16 protein-coding genes and 1 pseudogene are annotated in these 19,425 nt (G+C 70.4%); 10 read left to right on the forward strand and 7 right to left on the reverse strand.

What is annotated here, in order from left to right; genetic code table 11:
• Nucleotides 1-2: 2 nt before the first annotated feature.
• The 5 genes from E6W39_RS16780 to E6W39_RS16800 form a co-directional block, all read right to left on the reverse strand.
• Entirely contained in the window at nt 3-620 is a 618-nt protein-coding gene (locus E6W39_RS16780; RefSeq protein WP_141634203.1) for a response regulator transcription factor, read from the reverse strand.
• Between the two features lie 11 nt (nt 621-631).
• Nucleotides 632-1,903, reverse strand: a complete 1,272-nt coding sequence (locus E6W39_RS16785) for a sensor histidine kinase (RefSeq protein WP_141634204.1) — start codon at nt 1,901-1,903, stop codon at nt 632-634.
• 8 nt (nt 1,904-1,911) lie between these two features.
• Nucleotides 1,912-2,628: an ABC transporter permease gene (locus E6W39_RS16790; protein WP_141634205.1), complete on the reverse strand. Its 717-nt coding sequence runs from the start codon at nt 2,626-2,628 to the stop codon at nt 1,912-1,914.
• Nucleotides 2,625-3,572, reverse strand: coding sequence for an ABC transporter ATP-binding protein (locus E6W39_RS16795; RefSeq protein ID WP_141634206.1), 948 nt, complete (start codon nt 3,570-3,572; stop codon nt 2,625-2,627). The genes E6W39_RS16790 and E6W39_RS16795 overlap by 4 nt, the downstream gene beginning before the upstream one ends.
• A gap of 141 nt (nt 3,573-3,713) precedes the next feature.
• Nucleotides 3,714-5,843 (reverse strand): S9 family peptidase, encoded by a 2,130-nt coding sequence (locus tag E6W39_RS16800; protein ID WP_141634207.1) that lies wholly within the window; start codon nt 5,841-5,843, stop codon nt 3,714-3,716.
• Between the two features lie 241 nt (nt 5,844-6,084).
• On the opposite strand from E6W39_RS16800, the gene E6W39_RS16805 reads away from it, so the two are divergent.
• The 10 genes from E6W39_RS16805 to E6W39_RS16850 all read left to right on the forward strand — a co-directional run bounded on the left by E6W39_RS16805 (nt 6,085) and on the right by E6W39_RS16850 (nt 17,176).
• On the forward strand, nt 6,085-6,279 hold the full coding sequence (locus tag E6W39_RS16805) for a DUF2304 family protein (protein WP_101382066.1): 195 nt from the start codon (nt 6,085-6,087) through the stop codon (nt 6,277-6,279).
• 30 nt (nt 6,280-6,309) lie between these two features.
• On the forward strand, nt 6,310-7,182 hold the full coding sequence (mshB, locus tag E6W39_RS16810) for an N-acetyl-1-D-myo-inositol-2-amino-2-deoxy-alpha-D-glucopyranoside deacetylase (RefSeq protein WP_141634208.1): 873 nt from the start codon (nt 6,310-6,312) through the stop codon (nt 7,180-7,182).
• The gene (locus E6W39_RS16815) at nt 7,179-7,607 is read left to right on the forward strand and encodes a DUF6113 family protein (RefSeq protein ID WP_141634209.1); all 429 of its coding nucleotides are present in this window, start codon (nt 7,179-7,181) and stop codon (nt 7,605-7,607) included. Before mshB ends, E6W39_RS16815 begins: the two co-directional genes overlap by 4 nt.
• Before the next feature lie 240 nt (nt 7,608-7,847).
• Nucleotides 7,848-9,272 carry a hypothetical protein gene (locus E6W39_RS16820; protein WP_141634210.1) on the forward strand — a complete coding sequence of 475 codons (1,425 nt, stop codon included), beginning with the start codon at nt 7,848-7,850 and terminating at the stop codon, nt 9,270-9,272.
• Entirely contained in the window at nt 9,233-10,138 is a 906-nt protein-coding gene (locus E6W39_RS16825; RefSeq protein ID WP_141634211.1) for a peptidoglycan binding domain-containing protein, read from the forward strand. The genes E6W39_RS16820 and E6W39_RS16825 overlap by 40 nt, the downstream gene beginning before the upstream one ends.
• A gap of 551 nt (nt 10,139-10,689) precedes the next feature.
• Nucleotides 10,690-11,715 (forward strand): ABC transporter permease, encoded by a 1,026-nt coding sequence (locus E6W39_RS16830; protein WP_141634212.1) that lies wholly within the window; start codon nt 10,690-10,692, stop codon nt 11,713-11,715.
• Between the two features lie 117 nt (nt 11,716-11,832).
• On the forward strand, nt 11,833-13,608 hold the full coding sequence (locus tag E6W39_RS16835) for an ABC transporter substrate-binding protein (protein ID WP_141634213.1): 1,776 nt from the start codon (nt 11,833-11,835) through the stop codon (nt 13,606-13,608).
• A gap of 158 nt (nt 13,609-13,766) precedes the next feature.
• Nucleotides 13,767-14,750 carry an ABC transporter permease gene (locus E6W39_RS16840; protein ID WP_141634214.1) on the forward strand — a complete coding sequence of 328 codons (984 nt, stop codon included), beginning with the start codon at nt 13,767-13,769 and terminating at the stop codon, nt 14,748-14,750.
• 55 nt (nt 14,751-14,805) lie between these two features.
• A complete protein-coding gene (locus E6W39_RS16845; RefSeq protein ID WP_141634215.1) occupies nt 14,806-15,876 on the forward strand; it encodes an ABC transporter ATP-binding protein in 1,071 nt (356 codons plus the stop codon).
• Nucleotides 15,877-15,904: 28 nt separating this feature from the next.
• Complete coding sequence (locus tag E6W39_RS16850; protein ID WP_141634216.1) at nt 15,905-17,176, forward strand: ABC transporter ATP-binding protein; 1,272 nt, start codon at nt 15,905-15,907, stop codon at nt 17,174-17,176.
• Between the two features lie 55 nt (nt 17,177-17,231).
• Here E6W39_RS16850 and E6W39_RS16855 read toward each other — a convergent pair whose 3' ends face one another.
• Nucleotides 17,232-18,377, reverse strand: coding sequence for an ABC transporter ATP-binding protein (locus tag E6W39_RS16855; RefSeq protein ID WP_141634217.1), 1,146 nt, complete (start codon nt 18,375-18,377; stop codon nt 17,232-17,234).
• Nucleotides 18,367-19,424 (reverse strand): annotated as a pseudogene (locus E6W39_RS16860) (ABC transporter ATP-binding protein). The gene E6W39_RS16855 and the pseudogene E6W39_RS16860 overlap by 11 nt, the downstream one beginning before the upstream one ends.
• Nucleotide 19,425: the final 1 nt, after the last annotated feature.

The following is a 19,425-nucleotide window of genomic DNA, read 5'->3' on the forward strand; positions in this document are numbered from 1 at the left end:
GTTCAGAGCCAGCCCTTGTCCTTGGCGACGCGCACCGCCTCGGCCCGGTTGCGGGCCCCGGTCTTCTGGATCGCCATCGAGAGGTAGTTGCGCACGGTGCCCTCGGACAGGTGCAGCCGGCGGGCGATCTCGGCGTTCACCGCACCGTCGGAAGCAGCCGCCAGCACGTCCTGCTCGCGCCCGGTCAGCGGATTGGCGCCCTCGGCCAGCGCGGCGGCGGCCAGCGTCGGATCGATCACCCGCTCACCGCGCAGTACCCGGCGCACCGCCTCCGCCAGCTGGGCCGCCGGCGCGTCCTTGACCAGGAAGGCGTCGGCCCCGGACTCCATCGCCCGGCGCAGATAGCCCGGCCGGCCGAAGGTGGTGGCGATCACCACCTTGGTCGCCGGGCTCTGCCGCTTCACCAGGGCGGCTGCCTCGATCCCGGTCATCCCGGGCATCTCGATGTCCAGCACCGCGACCTGCACCCGGTGCTCCAGCACCGCCGGCAGCACCTCGTCGCCCCGGGAGACCTGTGCGACCACTTCGATGTCGCCCTCCAGCGAGAGCAGCGCGGCCAGTGCCTCACGCACCATCGACTGGTCCTCGGCGAGCAGCACCCGCACCTGATCATCACTCATGTCGCCGCAGCTTAGGGCCTGTGCGTGGCCGCCAACCCCAGCGGGACCATGGCCCGGACCGCGAAGCCCTTGCCGTGCCGGCCCGGCGCCGTCTCCAGCCGGCCGCCGACCAGGGCCAGGCGCTCGTCCAAGCCGGTCAGCCCGTTGCCCGGGCCGGACTTGCCGGGACCGCGCCCGTTGTCGGCGACCTCCAGCACGGCGAACCGGGCGCCGTCGCCGTCCCAGGTCTCGTCCAGCGCCACGGTGCACAGGGTGGCGCCCTCGGCGTGCCGGACCACGTTGGTGACCGCCTCGCGCAGCGCCCAGGCGAGGGTCTCGGCCTCCGCACCGCCCAGCCCCGGGTGCTCCTCGGTGAGCGTGGAGGGGGCCTCCAGGGTGACGCCGGTGGTGGCCAGCGCGGTGCGGGCGGCGGCCAGCTCCACCGAGAGGCTGGGCTTGCGGTAGCCGGTGATCGCGGAGCGCACGTCGGTCAGCGACTGGCGGGCCACCTGCTCGATGTCGGCCACCTGGGACCGGGCCTGCTCGTCCTTGCCGGCGTCCATGAACCGGCCGGCCAGCTCGCTCTTCAGGGTGATCAGCGACAGCGAGTGCCCGAGCAGGTCGTGCATGTCCCGGGCCAGCCGCAGGCGCTCCTCGGCCGCCGCCAGATGGGCCGCCACCTCGCGGGCCTCGCGCAGCTCCCGCATGGTGTGGACCAGCCGCTGCAGGCCGGTCATCGCGGCGCCGCTCAGGAAGGTCGGCAGCACCAGCGCGCCGAGCTCGTCGGACGTGGTGTGCAGGAGCAGCGCGACCACCAGCAGCAGACCGGTGGCCGCGAGCACGCCGGCCATCGCATACCGCGGCGGCAGCACCGCGCCGACCGCGACCGACAGGTAGGTGAACAGCCCCAGCCACTCGCCGCCCAGGCCGAACGAGGTGGCCAGGGCCAGCCCCAGCATCACGGCCACCATCGGATAGGTGCCGCGCCACCAGTCCCCGTTCATCGAACGGAAGATCACCAGGCTGAGGTAGCCGCCGAGGAACCCCGCCAGCGCCAGCGCGCCGAGCACCGTGCCGACCGTGCCGTGCCTGCCACTGGCCAGATCCTTGATCGGATAGACCAGGTAGAACATCCACAGCAGCATCCAGCAGACCTTCACCAGCAGCTGCCGGCGGGTCTCCGCCGGGGCGCCGGGCACGTGCTGCCGATCGCTGACGGCCGGCCGCGCGAGCAGCGCGGTCGGCCGGTCGGTCGGACGGCTCTCCCGGGCCGGTGCCGACTGGTCCAGGGAGGTGCGCGTCATGGTGCTCATCATGCCTGCCGGGTGTCCCGGCGGTACAGGTAGGAGGCGGCGACCACGAAGACCACCAGGAAGCCGGCCAGGCCCAGCGCGGAGCCGGTGTCGAAGCCGTTGCCCGGCCGGATGAAGGCGGCGAGCTGGTTGTACAGGTAGACCGGGTCGAACTTGGCGACGTTCTTCAGGCTGCCGCTGATCGGGTACCAGGTACCGCCGAGCACCGACAGCACCATGTAGGTGATCATCACGATCGGCTGCACCGCGTTGGGCTCGGCCGCGTAGCCGAGCGCCACCCCGAGCGCCGCGAACACGAAGCTGCCCGCCCAGAGCACCCCGACCAGGCCCAGCCACTGGCCGGCGCCGAGCTTGACGCCCTCGGCCGCGCCGAGCGCGAACAGCACCAGGATGGACGGCAGCGTGGTGACCGCGCTGGCGCAGATCTTGGCGGTGGCATAGGCCCGCCCGGGCAGCGCGGTCAGCCGCAGCTGCCGGGTCCAGCCGGACTTCCGCTCCAGCGAGATCCGCTGCGCGCTGCCGGTGAGCACCGCGCCGACCGCGCCGAAGGTGGCCATCGAGACCATGAAGTAGCTCTTGGCGCTGACCCCGCCCGGCATCGAGTGGTTGGCGTTGATGAAGAAGAAGTACATCAGCGACGGGTAGAGCACGGTGAAGAACACATAGCGCTTGTTGCGCAGGGTGCGCAGGATCTCCAGCTTGATCAGGGTCTTCATCGCACGTTCTCCAGCGCGGACTCGGTCGCCTCGGCGGCCTCGGTGATGGTCAGGAAGGCCTGCTCCAGGCCCAGGCTGGTGACCTCGATGCCGCGCGGGTACCAGCCCGAGCGGTAGAGGCCGGCGACCAGCGCGTCCGCGTCCATGGCACGGATCCGCACGGTGCGCACCCCGTCGGCCGAGCCGCTGACGTCGAGTGAGGTCAGGCCCGGCAGGGCGCGCAGCTCGGTCTCGTCCACGAAGCCGTCCGCGGCGTGCAGTTCGAAGCTGACCCGGCGGGCGCCGGCCCGGGCCTTGATGTCGGCCGAGGAGCCGTCGGCGAGCAGCCGGCCGCGGTGCAGCACCAGCACCCGGTCGGCGATCGAGTCGGCCTCCTCCAGGTAGTGGGTGGCGAACAGCACGGTGCGGCCCTGGTCGGCCTGGGCGCGCATGGCGGCCCAGAACTGCTGGCGGACCGAGACGTCCATGCCGGTGGTCGGCTCGTCCAGCACGATCAGGTCGTTGGCCCCGGCGATCGCCAGCGCGAACCGGACCCGCTGCTCCTGGCCGCCGGAGAGCTTGTCCACCCGGCGGTCGGCGATCTCCTCGATGCCGGCCTCGCGCAGCACCTCGGCCGGCTTGTGGCCGCGCGGGTGCACGTCGCAGGCGAGCTGGACCAGCTCGCGGACCTTGACGTCGGACATCAGGCCGCCGCTCTGCAGCATCGCGCCGACCCGGCCGGCCTCGATCGCGGCCCGCGGGCTGCCGCCGAACAGGGTGACGGTGCCCTGGTCGGGCTCGCGCAGTCCGAGCAGCAGGTCAAGGCTGCTGGACTTGCCGGCGCCGTTCGGGCCGAGCAGGGCCACCGTCTGGCCCGGGTACAGCGTCAGGTCCAGGCCGTTCACCGCCTTGACCTTGCCGTAGCTCTTGCTGACCTGCCGGAAGGCGGCCACTTCCCCGCTCATCTCGTCCCCGTCCTCTCGCTCGTCCCTGGCGACGGGAACAAGAGTCCCGCACGGGCGGGGGTGCCCGGCAGTGTGGGCGGTCGTGTCCCCGGCATGACGGATGTCATGCCGAGGACGTGACGATCACGCAGGTCAGGGACGTCAGGCAGGCATGCCGAGGGCGTCCTTGAGGAATGCCACCTGGAGCAGCAGCAGGTTCTCCGCGACCTGCTCCTGCGGGGTCATGTGGGTGACCCCGGAGAGCGGCAGCACGGTGTGCGGGCGGCCGGCGGCCAGCAGCGCCGAGGAGAGCCGCAGGGTGTGCGCGACCACCACGTTGTCGTCGGCCAGGCCGTGCACGAGCATCAGCGGGCGCTCCAGCTTGGCCGCGTACTCGATCAGCGAGTGCTCCCGGTAGCGCTCGGGGTGCTCCTGGGGCAGGCCGAGGTAGCGCTCCTGGTAGTGGGTGTCGTACAGCGCCACATCGGTCACCGGGGCGCCGGCCACGGCCGCGTGGAACACGTCCGGGCGGTGCAGCACGGCCATGCCGGCCAGGTAGCCGCCGAACGACCAGCCGCGGATCGCCACCCGGTCGAGGTCCAGCGGGAACTCCTCGGCGAGCGCGTGCAGCGCCGCCACCTGGTCCTCGACGGGTGGCTTGGCCAGGTCGCCGGCGACCGACTTCTCCCAGGCCGGGCTGCGGCCCGGGGTGCCGCGCCCGTCCGCCACGACCACCGCGAAGCCCTGGTCGGCGAACCACTGCGAGCTGAGGAAGCGCTCGTGCGACTGCACCACCATCTGGCCGTGCGGCCCGCCGTACGGGTCCATCAGCACCGGCAGCAGGCCGTCCCGCTCGCGGTCGTAGCCGGTGGGCAGCAGCACCGCCGCCGGGATCCGCCGCTCGCCGGCCCAGCGCAGCTCCGGACGGGCCGTCAGCACCGGCCGCTCGGCGTACGAGGTGACGATGTGACCGGCCGGGGCGCCGTCGACCAGCACCTCGGTGCGACGGCCGGCCCGCTCCAGCGAGGACCAGGAGAGCACCGTCACGGCACCGCCGCGCACCGCGTCCACCGCGCCGCCCTCGCGCAGCAGCCGCGGCTTGCCCTCCCCGAGCGGCACCGCGTAGACGCCGGTCAGGCCGGGGACCGTCTCGGCGCTCTCGCCCTCGCTCGCCTGGACCAGCACCTCGGTGGCGCCGACCGAGAGCACCGTGCGCAGGTGCAGGGTGTCGTCGGTGAGCACGGTGTCGCCGGCCAGCAGCGCCCGGTGGCCCGGGGCGTCGCTGATCCGCAGCAGCCGGCCGTCCGCCGTCCAGGCCGGCACGCCGTGGAAGAGCTCCAGCCAGGCCTCGTCCCGCTCGACGGCCAGGGTCTCGGTGGCGCCGGTGGCCGGGTCGACCGTCAGCACCAGCTGCTCGCGCTGGCTGCGGGCCTGCACCAGGAGCAGCGGCGGGCCGCCGGCCGACCAGTGCACCCGGGCGAGGTAGGGGTAGGCGGTCCGGTCCCAGACCACTTCGGTGCGGGTGCCGTCCAGGTCGACCAGCCAGAGGGTGACGTCGGCGTTGGGGGTGCCGGCGGCCGGGTAGGCGACCTCGGTGGGAACGCTGCCCGGGTTGGCCGGGTCGGCGATCCACCAGCGCCGCACCGGCGCCTCGTCCACCCGGGTGACCAGCAGCCGGTCTCCGGCCGGGGACCACCAGTACCCGCGGTCCCGGTGCATCTCCTCCTGGGCGATGAACTCGGCCTGGCCCCAGGTGATCCCGGGCTGCTCGGGCTCGACCAGCGAGCGGTCGCCGCTGCCGTCGGCGGCGGTCAGCCGCAGCACGCCGGCGGTGGTCGGGTAGGCCACCCAGCGGCCGTCCGGCGAGGGGCGCGGGTCGAGCACCGGACCGGCGGCCGGCAGCTCGCGCACCCCGCCGGCGACCAGGTCGGCCGCGAAGAGCCGGCCGGAGAGCGGGAAGGCGGCCAGCTCTCCGGCCTGGTCCAGCGCATAGCCGACGATGCCCGCCGCGCCCTCCCGGCTGCGCTCCCGGCGGGCCCGCTCGGCCGGCGAGAGGTCCTCCTCGCCGCCGCCCAGCAGCGCCACCGGGTCGGCGGCGACCTTCTCGGAGCCGTCGGCCGGGTCGAGGGTCCAGAGCAGGTTGGCCCGGTCGCCGCCGCCCCGCGAGCGCAGGAAGACGACCCGGGAGCCGTCCGGCGCCACGGCGAAGGAGCGGGGCATCCCCACGGTGTAGCGCAGGGTCCGCGCGTACTGCCGGGGGAAGGTGTCGGCTGCGGTCTCATTGGTGGTCATGGACCGCACCCTATGGGGTCCCGGTGTTGCTGATCACTCGTTCGGCGCAGCGCGCGCAACTGTTTCGCGCGGGCCCCGACACCCCGTCCCACCGGCCCAGGTACGGCCTCCAGCACCCTGTGACACGAACCGTCACGCCTCACGGAAAGTAACGCGCACCTCACTCATCGGGTATTCCTGGGTGCAGCGACCGTTTCGCCGTCCTCCGGGCGGCGGCACCCGGAAAGGGGTGTGAGCCGCCATGGCTCTGAACATCTCCGCAGCCGTGCTGATGCTGGTCATCGTCGTAGTGATGATCCGCCGCTCCGGCCTCAAGATGTCCCACGCGATCATCTGCTCACTGCTCGGCTTCTACCTGGCCTCCAGCTCGATCGCCCCGTCGATCCAGCAGGTCACCAGCAACCTCGCGGGCATGCTCAATGGCCTGAAGCTCTAGCGTCCGCGGTCGCGGTCTAGGCTCTCCTCCATGACCGCTGCCGACCGCCGCCTGCTGCTCGTGCACGCCCACCCCGACGACGAGTCGATCGGCAACGGCGCCACCATGGCCCGCTATGCCGCCGAGGGCGCCCAGGTCACCCTGGTGACCTGCACCCTCGGCGAGGGCGGCGAGGTGATCCCGCCCGAGCTGGCCGAGCTGGCGGCGGACCGGACCGACTCCCTGGGCGAGTACCGGATCGGCGAGCTGACCGCCGCGATGCGCGAGCTCGGGGTGGCCGACCTCCGGTTCCTCGGCGGACCCGGGCGGTACCGGGACTCCGGGATGATGGGCGTGCCCGACAACGACCGCCCGGACTGCTTCTGGCAGGCCGACGTGGCGGAGGCGGCCGGGCACCTGGTCGAGGTGATCCGCGAGGTCCGCCCGCAGGTGCTGGTCACCTATGACGAGCACGGCGGCTACGGCCACCCCGACCACATCCAGGCGCACCGGGTGGCGATGCGCGCGCACCAGCTGGCCGCCGACCCCGACTGGCGCCCGGAGCTGGGCCCGGCCTGGCGGATCACCAAGGTGTACTGGACCAGGGTGCCGCGCTCGGTGCTGCTGGCCGGCCTGGAGCAGGCCGCCGCCCGGTTCCCGCTGGTCGCCGCCGAGCAGGACGTGCCGGGCGTGGTGCCGGACGAGCTGGTGGACGCCGCACTGGACGGCGCGCGGTACGCCGGGCACAAGGCCGCCGCGATGCGCGCGCACGCCACCCAGATCACCGTGGACGGCGGCTTCTTCGCGCTCAGCAACGACCGCTGGCAGCCGCTGCTGGCCGACGAGTACTACCAACTGGTGCACGGCCCGGCCGGGTCGGCGCGCCCCGAGCGCGACCTGTTCGCAGGAGTCGAGGTCCGGTGAACCCGCTGCACACCCTGCTCGGCACCCAGGCGCAGCGGCTGGCCGAGCCGCTGCCGCCGCGCCGGCTGCGCATCACCTGGTACGTGCTGGTCTTCGTGCTGGGCGTGCTGGACGCGCTCTGCGGTTGTTTCGTGCAGGCTCTGTGGAGCCCGTGGGGCCTGCTGCTGGCGCTGGCGGGCAACGTGGCCGTCTTCTACGGGGGCATGCGGCTGACCGGCACCAAGCTCGGCCTGGCACTGGGTCTGGTCGGCTGGCTGCTGGTGATGTTCGTGCTGCTGGCGCCGCGTCCGGAGGGCGATTTCGTGCTGTCCGCCGCAGTCACCTCGTACGCCTACCTGCTGGGCGGACTGGCCATCGGACTCGGCGTCGGACTGCTGCCCACCCGGGCGCCGTACGCCTTCGGCATCCCGCGCCAACGGGACTGACTACCCGTAGGCTCGGGGTACGGAACCGGACGTATCGGGTTCTAAGGGAAGCAGTTCGCCACTCTGGCGTTCCCAGTATGGTGGTGCCGCAGCATCGTCGGACGAGCCGTCCGGCCGCGAACCCGGAGCAGAGCAGCATTGAGCAGCCGCGAATCTGACAGCGCCCACCCGTCGTCCCGTCGCGGGGCGGGCGGAGGCGACGCCTATCCGTCGGGCACACCGCCTTATGGCATCCCGGGGTTGGGCGGCGGCTTCGACCCGTTCGGCCGGAACCCGGGCTTCGACGTCCCCCCGGGCGGCCCGCAGGAGCCGGAGCCGGAGACCCCGAAGACCGAAACCACGCTGACCACCAAGATCTCCATCAACATCCCCGGCTCCCGGCCGATCCCGCCGGTGGTGGTGCGCAGCGCCGTCAAGCCGGAGGACGGCGGCGCGGGCGAGCCCCCGGCCGCCGAGCCCCCGGCCGCGCGTAATGGGGGCACCTCCCGGCCGGAGGCTGGGGGAGGCCCCCGGCACCGCTCGGCGCCGCCGGCCGCGCCGGTGCTCGGCGTGATGGACTCCAGTGGCCGCACCAGCACTCCGCCGGACCTGCCGCCGCAGTGGCGCGCCCCGCAGGGCAAGAAGTCCGAGGCCTCGGAGTCGGAGTCGACCGGCGAGTGGTTCCGGCCGCGGCAGAAGTCGCGCCCGGAGCCGGTGGCGGCGCCGACCACGGCCACACCGGCCGCCGGCACCCCGCGGTTCGCCGCGCAGCCCCCGGCGGCGCCGAACCAGCAGCAGCGCCCGGCGGGCGACCCTGCCCCGGCCTTCGGCCTGGGGGCACCTCCCGGCCGCCAGGCTGGGGGCGAGGTGCCCCCGTCGGCCGGCGCCCACGACCCGTTCGCCGCCGGCCCCCGCGACCCGTTCGACACCGGTGCGCGCGACCCGTTCGCCACCGGCCCCCGCGACCCGTTCGGCACCGGCCCGGCGGCCCCGGCGCAAGGGGCGCCCGCACCGGGCGCGCCCGCCCAGGGCATGCCGCCGTTCGGTGCGGGCGCGCCGGGCAGCGCGGGCGGCTTCCCCGGCCCGGCCCAGGGCAACGCCGCGCCGTTCTCCGGCGAGCCGGCCCCGCAGGGCGGCCCGCTGGGTGACGGCGGCCCCGCCCATCCCGCCGCCGACCCTTTCAACACCGCCGCGGCGCCCACCGCGACGCCGCGTCCCACCGGCACCCCGGGCGCCCCCGGCCGGTTCGCCCGGCCGCAGCAGCCGCTCACCCCGTTCCCGGGCGAGCCGGGCCGACCGTCCGACGAGCCGGAGGACACCCAGATCGGCGGTTTCGACCCGATCACGGGCGAGGACCGGCCGACCCCCGGGCGGATACCCGGCGGGCCGCCGCCGACCGGCCTGTACGGTGCGCAGCCGACCGCCCCCGGTCGCCCCGGCCCCACCCCGACCCCCACGGCACCGCCGCCGGCTTCCCGAACTCCCCTGCCCCGCAGGGCAGTTCGCTGCCGGGCGAGCCGGGCGGCCCGACCGGCGCCGACGCCGAGCCGCCGACCGCGCCGAAGCCGGCTGCTCCGAAGCCGGCCGCGGCCAAGCCCAAGGGCCGCTCCAAGGTCCAGAAGCTGCTGGTCACCGGTGCCGGCGGGGTGCTCTTCCTGGGTGCGGCCGCCTACGGCACCGGCCTGATGCTCAACCAGACCGACGTGCCGCGCGGCACCAAGGTGCTCGGCACCGACATCGGCGGCAACAGCCGCGACCAGGCGATCCACACCCTGAACGCCACCGTCGGCAAGATCGGGCAGCAGCCGATCCAGCTGAAGCTGGGCAACCAGACGCTCACCCTGGATCCGACCGCCGCCGGCCTCAGCTTCGACACCACCGCCACCGTGGACGGCCTGACCAAGCACAGCTACAACCCGTCGGACGTGCTGCAGTCACTGACCGGCGGCAGCAAGAACGTGCCGCCGGTGGTCCACATCGACCAGGCCAAGCTGAAGGCGGCGCTGGACGGCCTGTCGGCCGGTTCGGCGCAGGGCCTGAAGGAGGGCTACATCCAGTTCTCCGACACCGGCGACCCGGTGGTGGTGCCCGGCCAGCCCGGGCAGGCCGTGGACGACAGCACCGCCGTCACCCAGGTGGCGCAGAGCTACCAGGACCGGGCCGACGGGAAGACCGATGCCCCGGTGAACCTGTCGGTGACGGCGGCTCAGCCCAAGGTCGCCACCCAGACGCTGCAGCAGACCGCGGACGGCCTGGGCAAGACGATCACCAGCAGCAACGTGACCATCTTCGCCGGCGCCAAGCAGTTCCGGTTCGGCAAGACGGTGGCGGCCAAGGCCCTCACCCTGGTCCCGGACGCCTCGGGCAACATCGTGCCGAAGTGGGACCTCGACCAGCTGGGCACCCTGATCGGCAACACCTTCGACAAGACGCAGTACCGCAAGAGCGACGGCACCCTGGCGCCGATCACCACCCAGGACGTGGCCGACGCGATCGTCTCGGTCTATGACAAGAACACTGCGGCAGAGCGCACTTATCGCTTCCACATGTGAACATGTCAAAATTCCGCAGTGGGGCCTCGGAACGCACTCCGTTCCAAGGCCCCACTGTTTTCTCGGCGACATCCCGCCAGTGGCGTGTAACTGTCACCGGCGTTGGGCAGCAACTCTCCCGACGGATTACCGAGCACCTGCTTAAAGGCTGACGAAAAGTCGCCAGCGGCGGCATCCCGCCATATCCGTCCGGTATGCGGACACTATTAACCGCCGGGCAGATCCCCCATAACTCACCAAAACGGACACCTGTATCTATGCGCGTCAACTCCCCACGGAGCGGATGGAGACGTTCAGATACCGGTGTTACTAAGCCCTCGTTACGAACTTATGAACGCGCTATATGGCTTTATGTCCGTTTTATGCCGTCTTGCTGAGAGGGTGTCAAGTGGTTGAAAGCTACAACCTGATGGACATTCCAGAACGAAGCCAAAACTGGCTGTCCAGCCACAGAGAAACTCTTGACGTTCGATAAACGAGTTGCGAGAGTCCGTTCGACCAACTTCTTCCTCGTTGCTGCTGCACAGACCACCGGCGGGAGCTTTCGCACCATGACGACGCCAACTGAGGACACGACTGAGACCGAACCGGTCCTCGTCGCGTCCGCGACAGGAGACGCCGGCAACAAGCCGAACGCACTCCAAGGGCGCACCCCGGGCCAGATTGCCTGGAGCCGCTTCAAGCGCAACCGCATCGGTGTGATCTGCGCCGGCATCGTGATCCTGTACATCCTGGTCGCGATCCTCGCGCCGGTGATCACCGGGCTCTACGGACAGTCGCCGTACATCCCCTACGGCACGCGTGACATGTCACTGCTCGACGACAGCGGCCTGCCGGTCGGTGCCAACGGCGGCATGAGCGGCGCCCACTGGCTGGGCATCACCCCGGACGCTGGGTACGACATCTTTGCCAAGCTCGTCTACGGCATCCGCACCTCGCTCGGCATCGGCCTGCTGATCACGATCGCCTCGGCCGTCGTGGGCATCGTGGTCGGTGTCGCGCAGGGTTACATGGGCGGGCGGTTCGACTACTTCGTCGGGCGCTTCACCGACCTGCTGCTGGGCCTGCCGACCCAGCTCTTCTTCATCGCCTTCACCCCGATCGTGGAGAACTGGTTCGTGCCCACGGACCGCGCGATGCCGGTCTACATGCGCGTCCTCTCGGTCGTACTGGTCCAGTCGTTCCTCGGCTGGATGGCCACCGCCCGTCTGCTCCGCGGCATGTCGCTGAGCCTGCGGGAGCGCGAGTACGTCGAGGCGGCCAAGATCTCCGGGGCCTCCTCCTGGCGCATCATCTTCAAGGAGCTGATGCCCAACCTGGCCACCACCATCCTGGTCCAGGTGACCCTGCTGCTCCCGACCATGGTGACCGCCGAGGCCGGTCTCTCCTTCCTCGGTGTCGGCATGGTCGACCCGACGCCGGACTGGGGCCTGATGTTCCAGGACGCGACCCGGCACTACCAGGACGACCTGACGTACCTGATGGTCCCCGGTATCTCGCTGATGATCTTCGCCGTGGCGTTCAACCTGTTCGGTGACTCCGTCCGCGACGCGCTCGACCCGAAGACCATCCGCTAGCCGCTCCACCCGCTCCACCGCTGTACCCCCGCTCCCCCAGCACCGGCCACCCCGGGGCAGCCGCCCCGCCGGTCCGCGCTGGCCAGACAACACATGACCAGTGACAGGTAGGAACCAATGAGACTTCGCAAGGCAGCACTTGTGCCGGCGCTCGTGGCGGTCAGCGCCCTCACGCTGACGGCTTGTGGTGGGGGCGGTGGCAAGGCCTCCTCGGACTCCAGCAAGGGTGCGTCCGCGGGTGGCGCGCAGACCTTCTCGATCGGCACCAAGGCCGACTCGACCGGTCCGGCCAAGGACATCCCGGGCGCGAAGAAGGGTGGCACTGCCACCGACATCGAGGCGGCCGGCTTCGACTACCTGGACCCGAGCCAGCAGTACGTCAACGTCCTGCAGGCCATCGGCATGCTGTACAGCCGTCAGCTGACCAACTACAAGACCGACCCGACCACCGGCAAGGTCACCCTGGTCGGCGACATGGCCACCGACACCGGCACCTTCGCCGACGGCGGCAAGACCTGGACCTGGACCCTCAAGGACGGCCTGAAGTTCGAGGACGGCACGCCGATCACCTCGAAGGACGTCAAGTACGCGGTCGAGCGCCTGTACCAGGACTACCAGACCAACGGTGCGACCTACTTCCCGCTGTGGCTGTCCGGTACCAACTACCGCGACGTCTACAAGGGCCCGCAGACCGGCCAGGAGCTGCCGGACAGCGTGATCGGCACGCCGGACGCGAAGACCATCGTCTTCCACTTCCAGCAGGCCCACACCGACGCCAACTTCGCCGCCGCCGAGCCCGACATCACGGCGATCGAGCGCTCGAAGGACACCGGCGCGCAGTACAACACCCACCCGGTCTCGATCGGCCCCTACAAGGTCGCCGACTACCAGCCGGACAAGTCGCTGACCCTGGTCAAGAACGACCAGTGGGACCCGAACACCGACCCGCTGCGCCACCAGTACGTGGACAAGTGGCAGTTCCAGCTGAACGTCTCGGTGCAGCAGCTGACCCAGCGCCTGATGACCGGCAACGGCGACGACAAGAACGCGCTGACCCTGGCGCAGAACGCCGACCCCAGCCTGATCAGCCAGATCCAGAACGACTCGTCCATGGCTTCGCGGACGATCAGCCAGTACACCCCGTTCGTCGACACCTTCGACATCAACGACACCCGGATCACCGACGTCAACGTCCGCAAGGCCCTGGTCGCCGCGTTCCCGGCCGCCCAGATCCAGCGTCAGCTCGGTGGCTCGGCCACCGGTGACATCGCCGGCAACCTGATCAGCCCGACCATCGCCGGCTGGAAGGACAGCGACCCGCTGGGCATCAAGGCCCACAAGCAGGGCGACCCGGCCGCGGCCAAGAAGATCCTGACGGACGCCAACAAGCTCAACACCCACATCGAGATCGGCTACGCCAACACCCCGAAGTGGGCGCAGGTCGCCAGCACCCTCGTCGACGCCCTGAACCAGGCCGGCTTCCAGGCCGAGAAGAAGGAAATCGACGCCACCAGCTACTACTCGGTGATCGGTAAGAAGGACAACCAGTTCGACATGTACCGCACCGGCTGGGGCGCGGACTGGCCGCAGGGTGACACCGTCATCCCGCCGACCCTGGACGGTCGTACGATCGCCGACGGTGCGACCAACTACGCGCACTACAACAACCCGACGATGAACTCCCAGATGGACACCATCGCCAAGAACACCAACGTCACCGAGGCCGCGGGCCAGTGGATGGACCTCGCTGACAAGATCCTCACCACCGACGTGCCGAAGATCCCGCTGGAGTACGACAAGTTCTTCCAGGTCTACGGTGCGGGCCTGGGCGGCGTGGCCTACAACCCGGTTCTGGGCTGCATCGACCCCTCCAGCGTCTACCTGAAGGGCTGACGAACTCCGGAGTCGGCCTCCGGGCCGACTCCCCCCGGGCGGGGCCACCCCACCAGGTGGCCCTGCCCGGGCCGCGTGTCGACTCCACGTGACCCGGGAGTCGCACACTCCACGACGTGGCCGCCGCAGGCGCCCTCACTTCGGAAGAGCTACATTCCATGCTCCGATTTCTCATCCGCCGGGCGCTCGGCGCGATCGTCATCATTCTGCTGCTGATCTGCCTGACGTACTTCGCGTTCTTCTCCCTCGCAGTGGACCCGGCCCAGCTGGCCTGCCCGCCGAAGTCCTGCACCCCTGAGCTGTTGGCGCAGATCCGCTCCAACATGCATCTCAACCTGCCGGTCTACCAGCAGTTCTGGAACTACCTGAGCGGCCTGTTCGTCGGCCAGGACCTCGGCACGGTCGGCCACTGCGCCGCCCCGTGCTTCGGTTACTCCTACAACGCGCAGCGCTTCGTCTGGGACGAGATCTCGGCCAACTACCCGGCCACCTTCGTGCTGGCCATCGGCGGTGCGATCGTCTTCCTGGCCATCGGTGTCGGCCTGGGCATGCTCTCCGCCTGGAAGCAGGGCTCGATCCTGGACCGGGTCGCCAGCTCCATCTCGCTGATCGGCCAGTCCACCCAGATCTACTTCGTCGGCCCGCTGGCCATGGCGCTCTTCGTCTACAACCTGCAGTGGCTGGACGTCCCGAAGTACGTGCCGTTCACCCAGGACCCGGTCGGCTGCTTCATGGGCATGCTGCTGCCGTGGCTGGTCATGTCGATCATCTTCTGGGCCAACTACACCCGCCAGGTCCGCTCGCTGATGCTCGAGCAGCTCTCCGAGGACCACATCCGGGCCGCCCGCGCCAAGGGCATGTCCAGCCGCTACGTCTGGTTCCGGTACGCGCTGCGCGGTGCGATGGCCCCGATCATCACCATCTTCGGTATCGACCTCGGCGCGGTCTTCTCCGGCGCGATCATCACCGAGTACACCTTCAGCATCCAGGGCCTGGGCTTCCTCGCCGTCAAGTCGGTCAACAACGCCGACCTGTACCTGGAGCTGGGCGTGCTGATCTTCAGCTCGGTCGCGATCCTGCTCTTCAACATCATCGTCGACGCTGCTTACGCTCTCCTCGACCCCCGGGTGCGGCTGGCATGACCCCGTCCGTATCCACGCCCGCCCCGCACTACCCCGCCCCCGAGGAGATCCGACCGTGAGCACCCTCACCAAGTCCGAGTCCGGCACCGCACCCCAGGCCGGCTCCGCCTTCCTCTCGGTGCATGACCTGCAGGTTCGCTTCCGCACCGAAGACGGCATCGTCAAGGCCGTCAACAACCTCACCTTCGACCTGGAGAAGGGCAAGACCCTCGGGATCGTCGGTGAGTCGGGCTCCGGCAAGTCGGTGTCCAACCTCGCCGTGATGGGCCTGCACAACCCGCGCAACACCACCATCGAGGGCTCGATCACCCTCGACGGCCAGGACCTGCTCAAGGCCTCCCAGAAGGACCTCGAGAAGCTCCGCGGCAACAAGATGGCGATGATCTTCCAGGACGCGCTCGCCGCGCTGTCGCCGTACTACACGATCGGCCGGCAGATCGCCGAGCCGTTCATGAAGCACACCGGCGCCAGCAAGAAGGAGGGCCGGGACCGCGCCATCGAGATGCTCCGCCGCGTGGGCATCCCGCAGCCGCAGACCCGGGTCGACGACTTCCCGCACCAGTTCTCCGGCGGTATGCGCCAGCGCGCGATGATCGCCATGGCGCTGGTCTGCGACCCCGAGCTGCTGATCGCCGACGAGCCCACCACCGCGCTGGACGTGACCGTCCAGGCCCAGATCGTCGACCTGCTGAAGGACCTCCAGCAGGAGAGCGGCACCTCGATCATCTTCATCACCCACGACCTCGGCGTGATCCGCGAGATCGCCGACGACGTGCTGGTGATGTACGCCGGTCGGGCCGTCGAGCGCGGCACCATGCGCGAGGTCCTGAAGGCCTCCCAGCACCCGTACGGCTGGGGCCTGCTCAGCTCCATCCCGCGGATCAACGCCTCGGTCGACATCCCGCTGATGCCGATCCCGGGCACCCCGCCGTCCCTGTTGAACCCGCCCTCCGGCTGCGCCTTCAACCCGCGCTGCGCGTACCGTGAGCTGGTGCCGGGTGACAAGTGCGAGACCGAGCGCCCGCCGCTCGCACTGGCCAACGGCCACCTGTCGGCCTGCCACCTCACGGATGAGCAGAAGCAGTCCATCCTCACCGAGCAGATCCTGCCCCGGCTGAGCAGCTGATCCTCGGTAACGGAGTCAAGGAAATCCCATGAGCGCAGAGCAGACCTCGCTGACCAAGGCCAAGGAGACACCGGCAGCCTCCGGCTCTCCCCTGCTGGAGGTCACCGGCCTCACCAAGCACTTCCCCGTGATGGGCGGCTTCCCGTTCAAGCGCCAGGTCGGCGCGGTGCAGGCGGTCGACAACGTGAGCTTCACCGTGGGCGAGGGCGAGAGCCTGGGCCTGGTCGGTGAGTCCGGCTGTGGCAAGTCGACCACCGGTCGCCTGGTCACCCGGCTCTACGAGCCCACCGCCGGAAGCATCAAGTACCTCGGCCAGGACATCACGCACGCCACCCGCAAGGAGCTGGCGCCGATCCGGTCCGAGATCCAGATGATCTTCCAGGACCCGTACTCCTCGCTGAACCCGCGGCACACCGTCGGCAAGATCATCACCAACCCGATGGAGATCAACGGGATCAACCCGCCCGGCGGCCGGGACGCCCGGGCCAAGGAGCTCCTGGAGATCGTCGGTCTCAACCCGGAGCACTTCAACCGGTTCCCGCACGAGTTCTCCGGCGGTCAGCGCCAGCGCATCGGTGTCGCCCGGGCGCTCGCGCTCAACCCGAAGCTGATCGTCGCCGACGAGCCGGTCTCCGCGCTCGACGTGTCGATCCAGGCGCAGGTCGTCAACCTGCTCCAGAAGCTGCAGCGCGAGCTGGGCATCGCGTTCGTCTTCATCGCCCACGACCTGTCGATCGTGCGGCACTTCTCGCAGCGCGTCGCGGTGATGTACCTGGGCAAGGTGGTCGAGATCGCCGACCGCGACTCGCTCTACACCAGCCCGCGCCACCCGTACACCGTCGCGCTGCTCTCGGCGGCCCCCGACGCCGACCCGGACAGCGCCGCCTCCGAGCGGATCCGGCTCACCGGTGACGTCCCGTCGCCGCTCAACCCGCCGTCCGGCTGCCGGTTCCGCACCCGCTGCTGGAAGGCGCAGGAGAAGTGCGCCACGGAGGAGCCGCCGCTGGTCCAGCTGGCCGGCAACGCCGACGGCCACCTGACGGCCTGCCACTTCCCGGAGGACGGCACCGGCACGCCGGCCGGCACCACCACGGTGCCCAAGGCCCGTGACGCGGCCGAGCTCAAGCCGAAGGCCGCGAAGACCGAGGACAAGCCGAAGGTCGACGTCAAGGTCGAGAAGGCCGCCAAGGTCGAGGACAAGGCCGAGGCGAAGACCGAGAAGGCTGAGAAGGCCGAGAAGGCCGAGAAGGCCGAGGCGAAGACCGAGGACAAGGCCAAGGACGCGAAGTCCGAGGACTGATCAGGTCAGCAGAACGCCGGGGCCCCTTCCGCTTGGGAGGGGCCCCGGCGTTTTCTCAGCTCTGCCCGTTCTCCTGCTCGTCCGCGGGAGAAGCCCCGTCCTCGCGCTCCGCCGCGCCCTGCTCGATCACGCGCTCCGCGGCGAAGTGACACGCCGAGTCGTGCGCGGCCAGCCCGGTCAGCCAGGGCGGGCGGGCCAGCAGCGGCTCCTCGATGGCGCACTTCTCCTGGGCCTTCCAGCAGCGGGTGCGGAACCGGCAGCCGGACGGCGGGTTGGCGGGTGACGGGACGTCACCGCTGAGCACGATCCGGTCCCGGGACTCCCGCGCTCTCGGGTCGGGGACCGGAACGGCGGAGAGCAGCGCCTGGGTGTACGGGTGGGTGGCGTGGTCGTAGATCTCCAGGTCGGAGCCGATCTCCACCAGCTTGCCCAGGTACATCACGCCGACCCGGTCGGAGATGTGCCGCACGATGGACAGGTCGTGGGCGATGAACATGTACGAGAGGTTGAACTCGCCCTGCAACTGCTCCAGCAGGTTGATCACCTGGGCCTGCACCGAGACGTCCAGCGCGGAGACCGGCTCGTCGCAGATGATCACCTCGGGCTTGAGCGCCAGGCCGCGGGCGATGCCGATCCGCTGGCGCTGGCCGCCGGAGAACTGGTGCGGATACCGGTTGATGTACTCCGGGTTGAGGCCGACCACGTCCAGCAGGTCCTGCACGGCTTTGCGACGGTCGCCCTTGGGGGCAACCTCGGGATGGATCTCGAACGGCTCGCCGATGATGTCGCCGACCGTCATCCGCGGATTGAGCGAGGTGTACGGGTCCTGGAAGACCATCTGGATGTTGCGCCGGACCGCCTTCAGTGCCGAGCCGGTCAGCCGGGAGATCTCCTCGCCCTTGTAGCGGACCGATCCAGCGGTGGCCGGCTCCAGGTTCATCAGCACCTTGGCCAGCGTCGACTTGCCGCAGCCGGACTCGCCTACGATGCCCAGCGTCTCGCCCTTGATCAGGTCGAAGGAGACGCCGTCCACCGCCTTCACCGCACCGACGTGCTTCTTGAAGATCACGCCCTGGGTCAGCGGGAAGTGCTTGACCAGGTTGCGCACCTCCAGGATCGGCTCGCCCTCGGTGACCGACTGGGCGAACGCCGCCTCCTCCGGTTGGGCCGCGCCGAGCGCGGTGGCCCCGTCATTCACCATGGAGCGTCTCCTTCCAGAAGTGGCAGGCGCTGGCCCGGCCGGGCACGGGGGTGTCCGCCTCGTCCGTCACCTCGAGGAGGGCGGGTGCACCTCCCGGCAGATGGCCTGGGCCCGGGGGCAGCGCGGGTTGAACGGGCAACCCGGCGGGATCCGCAGCAGGTTGGGCGGCAGGCCCTTGATCGCGTAGAGCTCCTGGCCCTTCTGGTCCAGCCGCGGGATCGACTCCAGCAGGCCCTGGGTGTACGGGTGCGCGGGGCTGGCGTACAGCTCGCGGACCGGGGAGGTCTCCACGATCCGTCCGGCGTACATCACCGCGATCTTGTCCGCCACGTCGGCGACCACCCCGAGGTCGTGGGTGATCAGGATCAGGCCCATGTGGTACTCGTCCTGGAGATCCGCCAGCAGGTCCATCACCTGGGCCTGGACCGTGACGTCCAGTGCGGTGGTCGGCTCGTCGGCGATGATCAGGTCCGGCTCCAGGGCCAGCGCCATGGCGATCATGATGCGCTGGCGCATGCCGCCGGAGAACTGGTGCGGATAGTCGCCGACCCGCTCCTTGGCGGCCGGGATGCGCACCCGCTCCATCAGCTCGACCGCCTTCTCCTTGGCCTCCTTGCGGGAGGCCCCGCGGTGCACCCGGAACAGCTCGCCCAACTGGGCGCCGACGGTGTGCACCGGGTTGAGCGCGGAGAGCGCGTCCTGGAAGATCATCGCGATCTGGGAGCCGCGGATCTTGCGCCGCTCCTCCTTGCCCATGGTCAGCAGGTCGCGCCCCTTGAAGAGGAGCTGACCGCCCGTCACGAAGCCCGGCGGGCTGTCCAGGATGCCCATCACGGCCTGCGCGGAGACCGACTTGCCGGAGCCCGACTCGCCCAGGACGGCCAGCGTCTCACCGGCCCGGACCGAGTAGTTCACCCCGTTGACCGCCTTGGCCACCCCGTCCCTGGTGCGGAACTCCACCTTCAGGTCGCGGACTTCGAGCAGCGGACCGGCTTCGGTGTCCGTCGTGGCCGCCCGTGGCTGCGCACTGGTGGTGCTGCTACTCATC

Origin of the sequence: Kitasatospora acidiphila, from assembly GCF_006636205.1 — a bacterium.
In the GTDB taxonomy this organism is placed as follows: Bacteria; Actinomycetota; Actinomycetes; order Streptomycetales; family Streptomycetaceae; genus Kitasatospora; species Kitasatospora acidiphila.